Genomic DNA, 15,490 nt, shown 5'->3' with positions numbered 1-15,490 from the left:
CGCGTGACGGTTCACGAATGGCTTGCAGCCCGACGGCTCAACACCAGCGCCCCGAACAGGGTGCACGCGGCCAGCACGGCGTTGAGCGGCGACCAGCCCAGCGTCGGCCCCAGCTGTGCCACCAGCACGCCGCCCAGCCCCACGAACAGGGACTGCCCGAACAGGTCGGACAGCTGCAGCGCGGCCGAGTTGAAGCCGCGGTCCTCCTCCGGCGACAGCTTCAGCACCAGCACCGACACGCTGGACACGGCCAGCCCCATGCCCATGCCGGCGAACACCCAGGCCGCCGCGGCCAGCCACGGCGGCCCCCACACGGGTGCGACGAACGTCACCAGCACCAGCCCCAGCGTGATCAGCAGGAAGCCCCGCCGCATCAGCAGCGGCCGGGCCAGGTCCGGGTGCCGCCCCTGCCACCAGGACGCGGCCGACCAGCCCAGCGCCGAGATGGTCAGCGGCACGCCGGCCAGCGCCGGCGAGAAGCCGTGCACCTGCTGCAACACCAGCGGCAGGAAGATCTGGCTGCCGAAGAACGCGCCGGACAGCAGGCTGCGGGCCAGGATCACGCTGGGCAGGCCGGCCCGCACGACCAGGGTGCCCTTGGGCAGCAGCACCCGCAGCGCCGGCACCACCACGGCCAGGCCCACCAGCACGACGACCAGGCCGACCAGGTCCGGGTGGTCGCCGGCCCAGCTCAGCACGGCCAGCCCGACCGCGGCGGCCACGGCGGCCAGCGGCAGGCCGCGGCGGCGTTGGCCGGTCTCCGAGGGCACGAACGCCGGCAGCCGGCGCAGCACGATCACCACCAGCGCCCAGCCGATCAGCACCAGCGGGGCCAGCCCCAGGAAGATCCACCGCCAGTTCAGGTACTGGGTGACCAGGCCGGCGATCGTCGGCCCGACCAGCGACGGCACGACCCAGGCGGCGGACAGCGCGCCGAACGCGACCGGCCGGTCCCGCTCCGGGAACACCATCGCGATCATCACGTACAGCGCGACGACCTGGGCCCCGCCGCCGATGCCCTGCAACGCGCGGCCGACCAGCAGCTGCGCCATCTCCTGCGAGGTGCCGGCGACCACCAGGCCCAGCGCGAACAGCAGCGGGCCGATCATCAGCACCGCCGCCGGCCCGCGGCGGTCGCACAACCGGCCGCCCAGCACGTTCCCGACCACCTCGGTGGCCAGGAACATGGTGAACGGCCAGGAGTACAGCGATTCCCCGTGCAGGTCGTGCACGAGCGTGGGCAACGCCGTGCTCACACCCATCTGCTCGAACGCGGCCAGCGTCACCAACAACAACAAGCCAGTAGTGGCTGCTCGACGATCCGGCGCCCACAGCGCGCTCGGCTTCCTCGCCGTCCCCTCCGCAACACTCACCTTGATACTGTGCAACCTCAGGCGCGCTGGAAGTCCAGTTCTTTGTGCAAAGCAACTGTCGTTCCGAGCGCTTCGGCCACGTCGGCCTCGGCAATGAGAGCCAGATCACGCCGGTTGTCGGCGCGGCCGGGGGCGATCTCGGGCAGCACGTGCACCTCGACGACCAGGCCGCGCAGCCGCAGCACCCGGCGCATCGCGGTGACCAGGTCCTCGGTGCCGACGAACGCCGCTGGACGGGCGGTCGTGCCGTCGGCCACGCGGTAGCGCAGCGCCACCGGGCGGACCGGCACACCGGCGTCCAGGGCGGCCTGGAACAGCGCCGGGCGGAACCGGCCGGAGGAGATGCCGCACCAGGTGGTGCCCTCCGGGTTGGTGCCGATGGCCAGGCCGTTGCGCAGCGCCTCGCCCAGCTCCGACACCGTCTCCGGCAGCCTGGTCAGCCGCTCCCGGTCGATGAACACCGAGCCGGCGGCGGAGATCAGCTTGCCCAGCAGCGGCCAGCCCTTGATGTCGAGCTTGGCCACCATGGCCATCGGCTGCACGGCGTTGAGCGTCAGCGAGTCCAGCCAGGACACGTGGTTGCTGACCACCAGCACACCACGGCCGGGCGTGGCCTGGAACCTGGCGTCACCGTGCACCTCGACACGCACCCCGAAGGCCCGCACCAGGCTGGCGAACCAGCGACGGATCGCGTGCCGGGTGTTGGACCGCAGCACCGGCTTGGCCACCACGATCAGCAGGCCGCTGAGCAGCACCACAAGCGCGGTCAGCACCCGCAGCATCACCCGAACGATCGACACCCGGCGGAACGTGCCGCCGGTGACGCAGCTCGTGTCGCACGGGGAGTTCGGCATCCACGCGTGCGCGCTCATGCGGTCTGCCCCAGGAAGAACTTGAGGTAGCGCTGGTCGACCCGGTCCATGGACAGCAGCACGAACAGGTCGGCGACGCCGAAGTCCGGGTCGTGGGCGGGGCGGCCGCAGACCCAGGTGCCCAGCCGCAGGTAGCCCTTGAGCAGCGGCGGCAGCACCGTGCGCGACGGTGCCTCGACCGACTCCGGGTTCCACGGGTTGAGCGGCGTGACCCGGAACTCCTCGGGCGAGAGGTGCTTGGCCGCGACGGCGTTCCACACGCCCGCGGCGTACGAGCCGCCGTCGGCCAACGGCACGGAGGCGCAGCCGGCCAGCCACTTGTGGCCGGACAGCAGCATGTAGCGGGCGATGCCGGCCCAGACCAGGCCGACCACCGAGCCGTTGCGGTGGTCCGGGTGCACGCAGGAGCGGCCGGTCTCGACCAGCGCCGGGCGCAGGTCGGAAAGATTGCGGAGATCGAACTCGGTCTCGCTGTAGAGGCCGCCGTCGGCGTACTCCGGCGGCAGCATCCGATACGTGCCGACGATCTCGCCGGTCTCGTCCTCACGGACGACCAGGTGATCGCAACGGTCGTCGAACTCGTCGGCGTCGACGCCCTCGGCGATGGAATGCAGGGTGGCGCCCATTTCCTCGGCGAACACCAGGTGCCGCAGCCGCTGGGCGGCCCGCACCTCCTCGTTGTCGCGTGCCACGAGCAGCGAGTAACGGGGCGTGCCCGGAGCCGTTTCCGGGCTGCTGACCAGCAGTTGCGACCGCGTCATGGCATCTGGTCTACCCGGCGTGACCCGTACTGCGAAGGGTATGTCCGTTTACGCGAAAATGACGCTTGAGCTAATTGCCGGCCGACGTGAATTTAGCGTTAAGTGGATATGAATCACGGGGGTCTGGGGGCTGTCCCCCAGATATAACAACGGGCGACGTGGTCCGCGCTTTCCGCGGACACACGTCGCCCGAGCTCGTCCGGTGCCCATGTTAATGGGAACCGCCCCCGTACTCAAAAACGGTCAGCCCTTGCGCTTCTGCACTTCCTCGGTGAGCTGCGGCGCGACCTTGAACAGGTCGCCGACCACACCGAAGTCGGCGATCTCGAAGATCGGCGCCTCCGCGTCCTTGTTGACCGCGATGATCGTCTTCGAGGTCTGCATGCCGGCCCGGTGCTGGATGGCGCCGGAGATGCCCAGCGCGATGTACAGCTGCGGGGACACCGTCTTGCCGGTCTGGCCGACCTGGAACTGGTGCGGGTAGTAGCCGGAGTCCACCGCCGCGCGGGATGCGCCGACCGCGCCGCCCAGGGCGTCGGCCAGGGCCTCGACCACGGCGAAGTTCTCCGCGCTGGCCACACCGCGGCCACCGGAGACGACCACCGAGGCCTCGGTCAGCTCGGGGCGGTCGCCACCGGCCAGCGGCTCACGGCCGGTGATGGTGACGACGGCGCTGCCGGCCGGCACCGCCACGGTCTCCTCGGCCGCCGCGCCCTCGGCGTTCTCGGCCTCGACCGCGCCCGGACGCAGCGAGATCACCGGCACGCCCTTGGTGGCCTGCGCCTTGACGTTGTACGCGCCGCCGAAGATGGACTGGCCGACGGTGCCGTCGCCGTTGACCTCGGTGGCGTCGACCAGCACGCCGGAGCCGACGCGGATGGCCAGCCGGCCGGCGATCTCCTTGCCGCGGGCGGTCGCGGCGACCAGGACGGCCGCCGGGGCGGCCGAGCCGACCAGCGCGGCCAGCACGTCCACCTCGGGGGTGACCAGCTGGTTGGCGGCGTCGTCGGACTCGGCGACGTACACCTTGGCGGCGCCGTGCGCGGCCAGGGCGTCCTTCAGCTTGGCCGCGGTGCCGGGGGCGCCGACGACGACCGCGCTGGCCTCGCCGAGGCGGCGGCCCGCGGTGAGCAGCTCGTGGGTGACCTTCTTGACCTCGCCGTCGACGTGGTCGACGAGGACCAGGACCTCTGCCATGTCTGTTTCCTCCTCGTCAGTTCGTCAGATCAGCTTCTGGCCGACGAGGTACTCGGCGACCTTCGTGCCGCCGTCGCCCTCGTCCTCGACGCGCTGGCCGGCCGAGCGCGGCGGCTTCGGCGCGGACTCCAGCACCTTGCTCCAGGAGCCTTCGATGCCCAGCTCAGCGGCGTCGACGCCGAGGTCGGCCACGGTCAGCGTGGTCACCGGCTTCTTCTTGGCCGCCATGATGCCCTTGAACGAGGGGTAGCGCGGCTCGTTGATCTTCTCGTTGACGCTGATCACCGCGGGCAGCGCGGCGGTCAGGTGCAGCACGCCTTCGTCGGTCTCACGCTCGACCTTGACGCTGGAGCCGTCCACCTCGACCTTGCGGGCGTGGGTCAGCGCCGGCAGGCCCAGCAGCTCGGCGACCATCGCCGGCACCGCGCCGACGCGGCCGTCGGTGGCCTCGTTGCCGGCCAGCACCAGGTCGACGCCCTCGATCGTGCCGACGGCCTTAGCCAGCACCTTGGCGGTGGCGATCGCGTCCGAGCCGTGCAGCGCCTCGTCGCTGACGTGGACGGCCTTGTCGGCGCCCATGGACAGCGCCTTGCGGATGGCGTCGGTGGCGCGGTCCGGGCCGACGCTGACGACGGTGACCTCGCCGCCGTGCGCGGACTGGAGCTGCAGCGCTTCTTCGACGGCGCGCTCGTTGATCTCGTCGAGCACCGCGTCAGCCGACTCCCGGTCCAGGGTGTGGTCGGAGTCGGCGAGCTTGCGCTCGGAGTAGGTGTCAGGCACCTGCTTGACCAGGACGACGATGTTCATCGGTCTCCTTCGACCTCCTGAGCGCTGGGGTGTTCAACCACCAGAATGTTACCGGCGGGTAGCACAGGCGCAAACGCGGGCAAGCACTCCGGTGGCGTGAGAGTTCTCACGCGCATCCTCGCACTACACGGGCACGCGTGGGCACCGACGGTGCGGCCGATTGGTCGTCACCCATATGCAGGCATGCGTCAGCCCGGATAGCCTGCTGGCCCATGAGGCGTCGTGTAGCCGTCGTGACCGACTCCAGCGCCTGTCTGCCGCCGCAACTGGCCACTACATCGGGAGTGGCCGTTGTTCAGTTACAGCTTCAGGTGGGAGATCGGTTCGACGAGGAGGCGTGGGTCGCGCCAGAGGATTTGATCAAGGCCATGCAGGCCGGGAGCTCGGTGTCCACCTCGCCCCCGGATCCCGGCGCGTTCTTCTGGACCTACCAGGACGCCGCCGCGCAGGGCGTGGACGCAGTGGTGTCGCTGCACATCTCGGAGAAGTTGTCGCAGACCTGCGAGGTGGCCAGACAGGCGGCCGCCCAGGCCAGCGTGCCGGTGCACGTCGTGGACACCTCGGCGATAAGCATGAGTCTCGGCTACGCCGCGCTGGCCGCCGCTCAGGCCGCCGGGGCCGGCTGGGACGTTCGACAGGTGATCGCCGCCGCCCAGCGGCGATACTCCACCGGCACCGAGCTGATCTACGTGGACACCCTGGAGTACCTGCGCAAGGGTGGGCGGATCGGGGCCGCGCAGGCGCTGCTGGGCACCGCCCTGTCGATGAAGCCCCTGCTGACCGTGAAGAACGGCCAGGTGGCGCCGTCCGGCCGCGCGATGGGCACCGACCGTGCCATCAAGAAGCTGGTCGACGCCGCCGTGAAGCGGGCTGGCAACGACCAGGTCGACGTGGCCGTGCAGCACTACGGCCCGGACGAGCGGGCCGTCACCCTGCTGGACACCCTCAAGAAGCGGATCCCCCGCGCCCGCAACTTCGTGCTCACCCAGGCCAGCTCCGCGGTCTTCGCGCACCTCGGCCCGGGAGCGATCGGCGTGACGGTGTCGCCGGTCTAGGCGCCAGGCATTACCCTCCCGGGGAATTCGGTGCCACGGGGGGAATCTGTAATGCGCACACGTGTGCTCGGTCTTGTTCTGGCACTGGCAGCTCTGGGGGGCTGTCAGTCCACGCCGTCGGCCTCGGAGCCGACGCCGACGACAACGACGTCGTGGACTCCGACGCCCTCGCCCGTGATCACACCGAGGCCCCACGCCGGCACGCCGCACAAGACGGTTCTCCTCCGCCCGGTGGTGGCCACCCCCGCCGCGGGCGGCTCCGGGACGCCGATCACGGATTTCGATCGAGCCCTCAATGTCCGCCGGGCTCCAGGCATCAACTACGACCCCGCCGCGCGGCAGGCCGCCCTCGCCGGCACCGACTGCACCAAGCGGACCCGCTCAACGGACACGATCTCCAGGCCCTGCCGCTTGCCGCGTGCAACGACTATGGCCTGGTGTACCTGCTCGCGCAGGCGCTCCTGGATGGCAAGTCGATCGACCACGCCGGCTACCAGCACGTCTCCGGCGACGAGTGGAACCTCATCCTGACGTTCACACCCGAGGGCCTGAAGACCTGGACCGCCTACTGCACGTCCCACCCCTCCGAACTCGCGCTCGTGGTGGACGGCCACGTCCAGGTCAACATCCCGGTCACCAACACGATGGACCACGACATCAAGGTCTTCTGCACCGGGCAACAGGCCCGCGACCTGGCCGCCATGATCAACAACCACTGAGTCAGCGGTTGTCGATGACCGCCGCCACCTGCCGGGCGTCGTCCTCCTTGCCGAAGGTGAACTCGAGCGTGCCGGCGGTATTCGCGTCCAACCCCGTCGCGGCCACCGTCTCGCCGTCGAACAGCATCATCAGCAGCACGTTCGCGTTCTTCGGCGCGGTGTCGACCATGATCTTCCCGCCGGCCGGGGTGAGGGTGACCGTCACGTCCCAGCGGTCCGGCAACGGGCCGCCCGGGCCGTAGGTGGCGTTGGCGATCATGCTGCCGTCGAGCAGGACCCGGTCGAGCAGCTCCATGAACTCCGTGCCGCCGCAGGTGGCCAGCGGCAGGTTCGGATCGTCCTTGCCCTGCAACGGGTCGGCGTGGTCGCAGTCCAGGCTGGCCGCCGCCCGTTCCTGGGCCGCCCGGTCCGAGACCAGCGCCGGGTCCTGGCGGATCTGCGCGGCCGACTTCGGGTCGCGGGCCGGGTTCGGGTTGGACGTGGCCGGGATGTTCACGGCGTCGTGGTTGGCGTCGTGGATCTGCATCCGGAACCGCACCGTGTGATGCGGGGTGCTGGCGTCCGGCTTCGGCGTGGTCCGCGGCGGCGGCGTGGTCGTCCGCACCGGTTTTCGGGACGTGGTCGTGGCTGTCGTCGTGGACTCGGCGCTCGGGCTCGGGCCGCCCTGGCAGCCCGCGACGACAACCATCGCGGCAATGATCAACAACAGTCGGACACGCATGGCGAATCCCCCTTGTGAGGCGTTTCGCCGCGGTGGTCCGGGCCGTTACTCAGGTGGCGACCCAGTACCGCCGAATGCCGTCGCCCCGGAACTCCAGCTCGCCCCCGTTGGCCTCGATCACCTTCCGCGAGGCCACGTTGTCCTCGTCGCACGTGATCAACACCTGGGCCAGCCTCCGCTCTCTGGCCTTCGGCAGCACCGCCGCCAGCATCGCCGTGGCGTGCCCCTGCCGCCGGGCCGTCGGCCGCACGTCGTAGCCCACGTGGCCGCCTTTCTTGCGCAGGCTCTCCGTCAGCTCGTGCCGCAGCGCGATCCGGCCCAGGTAGGTCGTGCCCTCGCACCACCACCAGGTCGTGCCCCGAACCTTTCCCGGCGGTGGCGTCCGGACCGCCTTCGCGTTCAGGTCCGCCGCGTAGGCCTCGAACCCCTCCGCCGTCTCCCAGCGGCCGTCCCGGATCTCGTCGCCCACCATCGACTGGTCATGCTCCTGCCCGCGCCCCTCGGCCTGGAACTCCCGCATCGCCTCGACGAACGAGGCCCGCAGCTCGACTCCCGGCAGCACCAGACGTGGCATGCGCACCAGTGCAGCAGGACGATGGCGGCCATGCATCCGAATAACAGCGAGGCCATCTTCGACTGCCGGCCGAACCTGCTGGTCGACAGCGTCGCCGCCAGCCTGCGGTTCTACGTCCAGGTGCTGGGCTTCCGGGCGGGGTGGCGGTGGTCGGACGCCGAGGGCCGGTTCCTGATCGACGACGAGCCCGACCAGCCCGGGACGGCGATCGTGGGCCGGGACGCGGTGCAGATCATCCTGACCCAGAAGCCCGGGGAGCACACCACCTGGCTGCACCTCGACGTGCACACCGCCGACCAGGTCGACGCCCTGTTCCAGGAGTGGACCGACCGCGGCGCGCGGGTGGCGGAGCCGCCGGTGGTGCGGCCGTGGGGCAACTACGAGATGCGCCTGCACGATCCCGACGGCAACGTGCTCCGGGTCAGCGCGCCGGCTACCGGCAGGTAGGGTTCGCGGGGTGACAGCCGAGCCGCTGCCCCTGACCGGGGAACGAACAGTCCCGGGCATCCCGGAGGAGAACTACTGGTTCCGCCGGCACGAGGCGGCCTACCTGGCCCTGGCCCCGCACTGCGCGGGGGCGACGGTGCTGGAGGCGGGGTGCGGCGAAGGCTACGGCGCGGACCTGCTGGCGGGGGTGGCTCGCCGAGTGCTGGCGCTGGACTACGACCGGTTGACGGCGGAGCACGTGCGCCGGACCTACCCCAGGGTGCACACGGTCCGGGGCAACCTGGCGACGCTGCCGCTGGCCGACGCGACGGTGGACGTGGTGGCGAATCTCCAGGTGATCGAGCACCTGTGGGACCAGCACGGCTTCCTGGTCGAGTGCCGGCGGGTGCTGCGGCCGGGCGGGCGGCTGTTGGTGACGACACCGAACCGGATCACGTTCTCACCGGGGCGGGACACGCCGCTGAATCCGTTCCACACCAGGGAACTCGCACCGTCCGAATTGGACGAACTGCTGCGGGAGGCCGGGTTCGAGGTGGCGAGCCTGGCAGGGCTGCGACACGGGCCGGGCATCGACGAGACGATCATCGAGCGGCAGGTCGAGGTGGTGCTGGGCGACGGCGGCTGGCCGGATGACCTGCTGACCGAGGTGACAGCGGTGACGGCGGACGACTTCGTGATCACCGGGGACGACGTGGACGGCAGCCTGGACCTGGTCGCGGTGGCGGTGAAGCGGTGACCGAGGAGGGGACCTTCTGCCTGGTGGTGCACAGCCACCTGCCCTGGCTGGCCCACCACGGCTCCTGGCCGGTCGGCGAGGAATGGCTCTACCAGGCCTGGGCGCACTCCTACCTGCCGGTGGTGGACCTGCTGGAACGCTATGCGGCGCAAGGAAAGCACGACGTGCTGACGCTGGGCGTCACGCCGGTGCTGGCGGCGCAGCTGGACGATCCCTACTGCCTGCGAGCCTTCCACGACTGGCTGGGCAACTGGCAGCTGCGGGCGGACTTCGCGGCGACCCGGTGGACAGATCCGCTGCTGAAGGACCTCGCGGCGGCGGAGCACCGGGCGTCGGCCAAGGCACTGAACGACTTCGAAACCAAGTGGCGGCACGGGTTCTCGCCGGTGCTGCGCCGGCTGGTCGACTCCGGTGTGATCGAACTGCTCGGCGGCCCGGCGACACATCCCTTCCAGCCGCTGCTGGACGAGCGGATCCGCCGGTTCGCGCTGAACACCGGGCTGGCCGACACCGAGCACCGCATCGGCACGCGCCCAGCGGGCATCTGGGCCCCGGAGTGCGGCTATTCCCCTGGCATGGAACAGGGTTACGCCGAGGCCGGCGTGCAACGGTTCCTTGTGGACGGTCCGGCCCTGCACGGCGACACCTCGGCCGCGCACCCGGTCGGCGACAGCGACGTGGTCTGCTTCGGCCGGGACCTTGAGGTGACGTACCGGGTCTGGTCACCGAAGGCCGGCTACCCGGGCGACGCCGTCTACCGTGACTTCCACACCTACGACCACCCGTCCGGCCTGAAGCCGTCGCGGGTCACCGGAAAGAACGTGCCGCCGGAGCAGAAACGGCCGTACGAGCCCGAATTGGCGGCCGTCGCCGTGCAGAAGCACGCCGCCGACTTCGTGGACACGGTGGTGCGCAGGCTGCGTTCGCTGCCGAAGCCGGGCCTGGTGGTCGCCGCCTACGACACCGAGCTGTTCGGGCACTGGTGGCACGAAGGGCCGGCGTGGCTGGACGCGGTGCTGACGGCGTTGCCGGAAGCCGGCGTCCGGGTGACCACGCTGCGGGGCGCTCTGGAGGCCGGGCACCTGGGCGCACCGGTGGAGCTGCCGGCGTCGTCCTGGGGGTCGGGCAAGGACTGGCGGGTCTGGGACGGCGAGCAGGTGCAGGACATGGTCGACGCCAACGCCCGGTTGCAGCGGACCCTGCTGGACACGTTACGCCCCAGCGATGTCCGCGACCCGGTGGCCGACCAGCTGCTGCGAGAGGCGCTGCTGGCGCTGTCCAGCGACTGGGCGTTCATGGTCACCAAGGACTCGGCGGCCGACTACGCCCGGCACCGCGCGTCAAGCCATGCCGACGGGTTTTCCCACCTGGCGGACCTGATTCGCCTTGGCGCACGGGACAAAGCGGTCGATGTCGCCGCCGAGCTGCGCGTTCGGGACGGCTTGTTCGGGACTCTAGACGCAAGAGGGTGTTGACAACCCGACGTCGCCGCTAGGTTCACCGTTCGTGTCGAATCCCGCACGTACGGTTCTGATCGCCGCCCTCGTCGCGGCGACGCTGCCCGCCACCGGAGCGGCCGCGGTCGCCGTGACGCCCATGACCCCGTTGCAGCACACCGCGGTCCAGCCCGCGCCGCTGCCCACCGACCAGTGCCTGGCCCAGCTCAAGACGCACTGCTACTCGCCGCAGCAGCTACAGGCCGCCTACGACGTGAACCCCTTGTATGCCAAGGGAATCACCGGCAAGGGCCGGACGATCGTGATCGTCGACTCGTTCGGCTCGCCGACCGTCCAGCACGACCTGGAGGTGTTCGACAAGCAGTTCGGGCTGCCCGACACCCCGGTCGAGGTGCTCGAGTGGGGCGAGGTGCCGCCGTTCGACCCGACGAACGCCGACCAGAACGGCTGGGCCGGCGAGAGCACGCTGGACGTCGAGGCCGCGCACGCCGTCGCCCCCGGCGCGAAGATCGTGCTGGTCGAGACCGGGATCGCCGAGACCGACGGCCCGGTCGGCGTGCCGGAGATGATGAGCGCGGTCAACCACCTGGTCAACGCCGGCGAGGGCGATGTCGTGTCGATGAGCTGGGGCACCGGCGAGCGGCACTTCCCCGGCTACGACGTCGGCGACTACACCTCGCTGACCACGCTGCGCTACGCCTTCCAGAACGCCGCCAGGCACGGCGTGACGTTGGCCGCCAGCTCCGGCGACGGCGGCGGCGCGAAGGCCGGCACCGGCGGGTTCTGGCCCTCGTCCGACCCGCTCGTCACGGCCATCGGCGGCACCCACCTCGACCTGGACAACTCGGGCAAGCGGCTGTCCCCCGACAGCGCCTGGACCGGCAGCGGCGGCTACGTCTCGCAGGTCTTCGACCGGCCCGCCTACCAGAACAGCGTCAAGTCCGTGGTCGGCGCCAAGCGCGGCACCCCCGACGTCAGCATGGACGCCGACCCCGACGGCGGCCTGTGGATCTACTCCAGCTACGACCCGAAGGCCCCCGGCTGGTGGCTCGGCGGCGGCACCAGTCAGGCCTCGCCGCTGTTCGCCGGTGTGGTGGCACTGGCCGACCAGGCCATCGGACACCGGCTCGGCCAGATCGACAACGACCTCTACCGGCTGAACGCGCAGCACGCCAAGGGCATCGTGGACGTCACCGCCGGCAACACGGGCAGCACCGGATACCCGGCCGGTCCGGGCTACGACCAGGCCACTGGCGTCGGCACCCTCGACGCGGCCAAGTTCATCGCCGAGTTGCGCTGAGGAGGCCCACCCATGTCCAGAGTCTCGCGTGTCGCACTGGTGGCCGCGCTGGCCGTCGCCGTGCTGCCGGTCAGCGGCCCGGTCGCCGCCGCGATCACCGTCGCCCCGCTGAAGCCGTTGGCCGACGTCGGTTTCCAGCCGGCGCCGCTGCCCACCAGCGAATGCGTGGCCAAGTTCCAGACGCACTGCTACTCGCCGGCCCAGCTGCGGTCGGCATATGACCTCGATCCCTTGCACAGCAAGGGAATCACCGGCAAGGGTCGGACCATCGTGCTGCTGGAGGCGTTCGGCTCGCCGACCGTGCAGCACGACCTGGACGTGTTCGACAAGCAGTTCGGGCTGCCCGACACGCAGGTCGACGTGTTCAAGTGGGGCAACGTCCCGCCGTTCGACCCGACCAATGACGACCAGGTCGGCTGGGCTCAGGAGACCGCGCTCGACGTCGAGGCCGCGCACACGGTCGCCCCCGGCGCGAAGATCGTGGTCGCCGAGACCGCCGTGGACCAGACCAATGACGGCGTCGGCGTGCCGGAGATGATGAGCGCGCTGAACCATCTGGTGAACCAGGGCGGCGTCGACGCCGTGTCGATGAGCTGGGGCGCCCGGGAGGCGCACTTCCCCGGCTACGACCTCGGCGACTACACCGCGCTGACCAGCCTGCGCTACGCCTTCCAGAACGCCGTCAACCACGGCGCCACCCTCGCCGCCAGCTCCGGCGACGGCGGCGGCATCCCGAACGTCGGCGGCTTCTGGCCGGCCTCCGACCCGCTCGTCACGGCCGTCGGCGGCACCCACCTCAACCTGGACGACGCCGGCAAGCGGCTGACCGTGGACAGCGCCTGGATCGGCAGCGGCGGCTACCGGTCGAAGGTGTTCCAGCGCCCCGCGTACCAGAACGGGGTGAAGTCGGTGGTCGGCGCGACCCGTGGCACGCCGGACATCAGCCTCGACGCCGATCCCGACGGCGGCCTGTGGATCTACACCAGCTTCGCGCCGGCCCAGACCGGCTGGTGGCCCGGCGGCGGCACCAGCCAGTCGGCTCCGATGTTCGCCGGCCTGGTCACCCTGGCCGCCCAGGCCGCGGGGCACCGGTTCGGCGTGATCGACAACGACATCTACCGCCTCTACGCCGAACACGCCCGCGGCCTGGTCGACATCACCGTCGGCAACACCGCCGACACCGCCGCCACGCCCGAGTCCACCGGTTTCGACGCCGTGCCCGGCTATGACCAGGCCACCGGCGTCGGCACCGTGGACGCCGCGAAGTTCGTCGCCGACCTGGTCCACCTGCACTAGAACACGTTTCAACGACGTGCGCCGCGGTTCCGGGGCTACCGCCGAGTAGCCCCGGGGCCGGGCATGGCAGGATCACCAGGTCATGCGGATCCTGATGCTGTCCTGGGAGTACCCGCCGGTCGTGGTCGGCGGGCTGGGCCGGCACGTCCACGCGCTGGCCCGCAAACTCGGCGAGCAGGGCCACGACGTGGTGGTGCTGTGCCGGCAGCCCACTGGCAGCGACGCGAGCACCAACCCGACCTCGGACTTCGCGTCCGACGGGGTGCGGGTGATCAGGATCGCCGAGGACCCGCCGCACCTGGTGTTCGAGCGCGACCTGGTGGCGTGGACGCTGGCCATGGGGCACGGCATGGTGCGCGAGGGCCTGCGGCTGCTGCGCAGCTGGCAGCCGGACGTCGTGCACGCCCACGACTGGCTGGTGACCCATCCGGCCGTGGCGCTGAGCGAGACGGCCGGGGTGCCGCTGGTGGCCACCATCCACGCCACCGAGGCCGGCCGGCACAGCGGCTGGCTGTCGCAGCCGCTGAACCAGCAGGTGCACTCCGTGGAGTGGTGGCTGGCCAACCGGGCCGACAGCCTGATCACCTGCTCCGCCGCGATGCGGGCCGAGGTGACGCACCTGTTCGACGTCGATCCCGACACGATCACCGTGCTGCACAACGGGATCGAGCCCCGACGCTGGCGGGTCCGGCCCGCCGACGTCGCCGCCGCCCGTGACCGGCACGGCTCGCCGAACGCGCCGCTGCTGCTGTTCTTCGGCCGCCTGGAGTGGGAGAAGGGCGTCCAGGACCTGATCGCTGGCCTGGCCCGGATCCGCCGCAGCCACCCCGGCGCGAGGCTGGTCGTGGCCGGCACCGGCAGCCACGACCAGTGGCTTGCCGACCAGGCCCGCAAACACCGGGTGCTGCGGGCCGTCGAGTTCGCCGGCCACCTCTCCGACCGTGAACTGGCGGCCGTGCTCGCCGCCGCCGACGCCGTCGTGCTGCCCAGCCGCTACGAGCCCTTCGGCATCGTCGCCCTGGAGGCCGCCGCCGCCGGCACTCCCCTGGTCGCCTCCACCGCCGGCGGCCTCGGCGAGGTCGTCGTGGACGGCAAGACCGGCTCCTCGTTCGCCCCCGCCGACGTCGACGGCCTCACCGCCGCCGTCCGCGGCGTCCTCAACGACCCCGACGCCGCCCAGCGCCGCGCCCGCGCCGCCAAGGCCCGCCTGGGCACCGACTTCGACTGGGGCCGCATCGCCGAGGGCACCGTGGCCGTCTACACCGCAGCCGAGATCCGCGACCACGGCGTCCTCGCCCGCCCCAAGATCGCCACCGGCAACGCCTTTCACTAAAAACCGCGAGTCCCGCTCTCGGGCAACTGAATGTCGAGTTCCGGCAGTCCGAAACTCGACACATGGTTGCCTGAGCGCGGGACTCGCGAGTTTTAGGGGGTGTCGGTCAGGGCCTGCTTCAACGCTTCGTCGGCCTTGCGGGCCATGTCGGCGACGGCGGCGCGGCGGTCGGCGTCGGCGTCGTAGTCGGCCCGGCGGTCGCGGACGACGCGGGCGGGGGTGCCGACGGCGATGGCGTAGTCGGGGATGTCGCCACGGGCGACGGCGTGGGCGCCGAGCACGCAGCCGCGGCCGATGCGGGTGCCCCGCAGCACGGTGGTCTTCACGCCGAGCCAGCAGTCGGGACCGATCCGCACCGGTGTCTTGACGATGCCCTGGTCCTTGATGGGCATGGTGATGTCGGCCACCACATGATCGAAGTCGCAGACGTAGACCCAGTCGGCGACCAGGGTGGCCGCGCCGATCTCGACGTCCAGGTAGCAGTTGACGGTGTTGTCCTTGCCGAACACGACCTTGTCGCCGATGCGCAGCGAGCCCTCGTGGCAGCGGATCGAGTTGCCGTCGCCGATGTGCACCCAGCGGCCGACCTCGAGCCGGCCGTAGCCGGGCCGGCAGTGCAGCTCCACGTTCTTGCCCAGGAACACCATGCCCCGCAGCACCACGTGCGGGTTGGCCAGCCGGAACTTGAACAGCCGCCAGTACCGCACGAGGTACCACGGTGTGTAGGCCCGGTTGCGCAGCATCCACCGCAGCGACGCCATGGTGAGGAAGCGGGCCTGCTCGGGGTCGCGCCTTCGGGCGCGGCGCCGCGAAGCCAGCGATGCGCCCCACATGCTCGTCAT

17 protein-coding genes are annotated in these 15,490 nt (G+C 71.0%); 8 read left to right on the top strand and 9 right to left on the bottom strand.

What is annotated here, in order from left to right:
• Positions 1-11: 11 nt before the first annotated feature.
• The 5 genes from JJ691_RS45630 to JJ691_RS45610 form a co-directional block, all read right to left on the bottom strand.
• Positions 12-1,373, bottom strand: a complete 1,362-nt coding sequence (locus JJ691_RS45630; RefSeq protein ID WP_211765617.1) for an MFS transporter — start codon at positions 1,371-1,373, stop codon at positions 12-14.
• A 17-nt stretch (positions 1,374-1,390) separates the two neighbouring features.
• Positions 1,391-2,245 carry a lysophospholipid acyltransferase family protein gene (locus JJ691_RS45625; RefSeq protein WP_211765616.1) on the bottom strand — a complete coding sequence of 285 codons (855 nt, stop codon included), beginning with the start codon at positions 2,243-2,245 and terminating at the stop codon, positions 1,391-1,393.
• Positions 2,242-3,006, bottom strand: a complete 765-nt coding sequence (locus JJ691_RS45620; RefSeq protein ID WP_211765615.1) for a GNAT family N-acetyltransferase — start codon at positions 3,004-3,006, stop codon at positions 2,242-2,244. Before JJ691_RS45620 ends, JJ691_RS45625 begins: the two co-directional genes overlap by 4 nt.
• A gap of 243 nt (positions 3,007-3,249) precedes the next feature.
• On the bottom strand, positions 3,250-4,203 hold the full coding sequence (locus JJ691_RS45615; protein ID WP_211765614.1) for an electron transfer flavoprotein subunit alpha/FixB family protein: 954 nt from the start codon (positions 4,201-4,203) through the stop codon (positions 3,250-3,252).
• A 24-nt stretch (positions 4,204-4,227) separates the two neighbouring features.
• On the bottom strand, positions 4,228-5,010 hold the full coding sequence (locus JJ691_RS45610) for an electron transfer flavoprotein subunit beta/FixA family protein (RefSeq protein ID WP_211765613.1): 783 nt from the start codon (positions 5,008-5,010) through the stop codon (positions 4,228-4,230).
• Between the two features lie 212 nt (positions 5,011-5,222).
• Between JJ691_RS45610 and JJ691_RS45605 the strand changes: the two genes are divergently transcribed.
• A complete protein-coding gene (locus JJ691_RS45605; protein ID WP_211765612.1) occupies positions 5,223-6,065 on the top strand; it encodes a DegV family protein in 843 nt (280 codons plus the stop codon).
• Between the two features lie 104 nt (positions 6,066-6,169).
• On the opposite strand, the gene JJ691_RS45600 is transcribed toward JJ691_RS45605, so the two are convergent.
• Positions 6,170-6,340, bottom strand: a complete 171-nt coding sequence (locus JJ691_RS45600) for a hypothetical protein (RefSeq protein WP_211765611.1) — start codon at positions 6,338-6,340, stop codon at positions 6,170-6,172.
• Between the two features lie 162 nt (positions 6,341-6,502).
• Between JJ691_RS45600 and JJ691_RS45595 the strand changes: the two genes are divergently transcribed.
• The gene (locus JJ691_RS45595) at positions 6,503-6,784 is read left to right on the top strand and encodes a hypothetical protein (protein ID WP_211765610.1); all 282 of its coding nucleotides are present in this window, start codon (positions 6,503-6,505) and stop codon (positions 6,782-6,784) included.
• A 1-nt stretch (position 6,785) separates the two neighbouring features.
• On the opposite strand, the gene JJ691_RS45590 is transcribed toward JJ691_RS45595, so the two are convergent.
• Together JJ691_RS45590 and JJ691_RS45585 are read right to left on the bottom strand one after the other, a co-directional pair.
• Positions 6,786-7,505, bottom strand: coding sequence for a hypothetical protein (locus JJ691_RS45590; protein WP_211765609.1), 720 nt, complete (start codon positions 7,503-7,505; stop codon positions 6,786-6,788).
• A gap of 49 nt (positions 7,506-7,554) precedes the next feature.
• Positions 7,555-8,079, bottom strand: a complete 525-nt coding sequence (locus JJ691_RS45585; RefSeq protein WP_211765608.1) for a GNAT family N-acetyltransferase — start codon at positions 8,077-8,079, stop codon at positions 7,555-7,557.
• A gap of 30 nt (positions 8,080-8,109) precedes the next feature.
• Between JJ691_RS45585 and JJ691_RS45580 the strand changes: the two genes are divergently transcribed.
• The 6 genes from JJ691_RS45580 to JJ691_RS45555 all read left to right on the top strand — a co-directional run bounded on the left by JJ691_RS45580 (position 8,110) and on the right by JJ691_RS45555 (position 14,648).
• Positions 8,110-8,526 carry a VOC family protein gene (locus JJ691_RS45580; protein ID WP_211765607.1) on the top strand — a complete coding sequence of 139 codons (417 nt, stop codon included), beginning with the start codon at positions 8,110-8,112 and terminating at the stop codon, positions 8,524-8,526.
• Positions 8,527-8,536: 10 nt separating this feature from the next.
• On the top strand, positions 8,537-9,262 hold the full coding sequence (locus JJ691_RS45575; protein ID WP_211765606.1) for a class I SAM-dependent methyltransferase: 726 nt from the start codon (positions 8,537-8,539) through the stop codon (positions 9,260-9,262).
• Positions 9,259-10,737, top strand: coding sequence for a 1,4-alpha-glucan branching protein domain-containing protein (locus JJ691_RS45570; protein ID WP_211765605.1), 1,479 nt, complete (start codon positions 9,259-9,261; stop codon positions 10,735-10,737). Before JJ691_RS45575 ends, JJ691_RS45570 begins: the two co-directional genes overlap by 4 nt.
• A 31-nt stretch (positions 10,738-10,768) precedes the next feature.
• Entirely contained in the window at positions 10,769-12,019 is a 1,251-nt protein-coding gene (locus tag JJ691_RS45565) for a S53 family peptidase (RefSeq protein WP_211765604.1), read from the top strand.
• Positions 12,020-12,031: 12 nt separating this feature from the next.
• Positions 12,032-13,315: a S53 family peptidase gene (locus JJ691_RS45560; protein WP_211765603.1), complete on the top strand. Its 1,284-nt coding sequence runs from the start codon at positions 12,032-12,034 to the stop codon at positions 13,313-13,315.
• An 82-nt stretch (positions 13,316-13,397) separates the two neighbouring features.
• Complete coding sequence (locus JJ691_RS45555) at positions 13,398-14,648, top strand: glycosyltransferase family 4 protein (protein ID WP_211765602.1); 1,251 nt, start codon at positions 13,398-13,400, stop codon at positions 14,646-14,648.
• A gap of 92 nt (positions 14,649-14,740) precedes the next feature.
• Here JJ691_RS45555 and JJ691_RS45550 read toward each other — a convergent pair whose 3' ends face one another.
• Complete coding sequence (locus JJ691_RS45550; protein ID WP_211765601.1) at positions 14,741-15,490, bottom strand: acyltransferase; 750 nt, start codon at positions 15,488-15,490, stop codon at positions 14,741-14,743.

Origin of the sequence: Kutzneria sp. CA-103260 (genome assembly GCF_018263855.1) — a bacterium.
Classification (GTDB): domain Bacteria; phylum Actinomycetota; class Actinomycetes; order Mycobacteriales; family Pseudonocardiaceae; genus Kutzneria.
The sequence above is the reverse complement of the archived record's forward strand: the minus strand, read 5'-3'. Positions and strand labels throughout refer to the sequence as shown.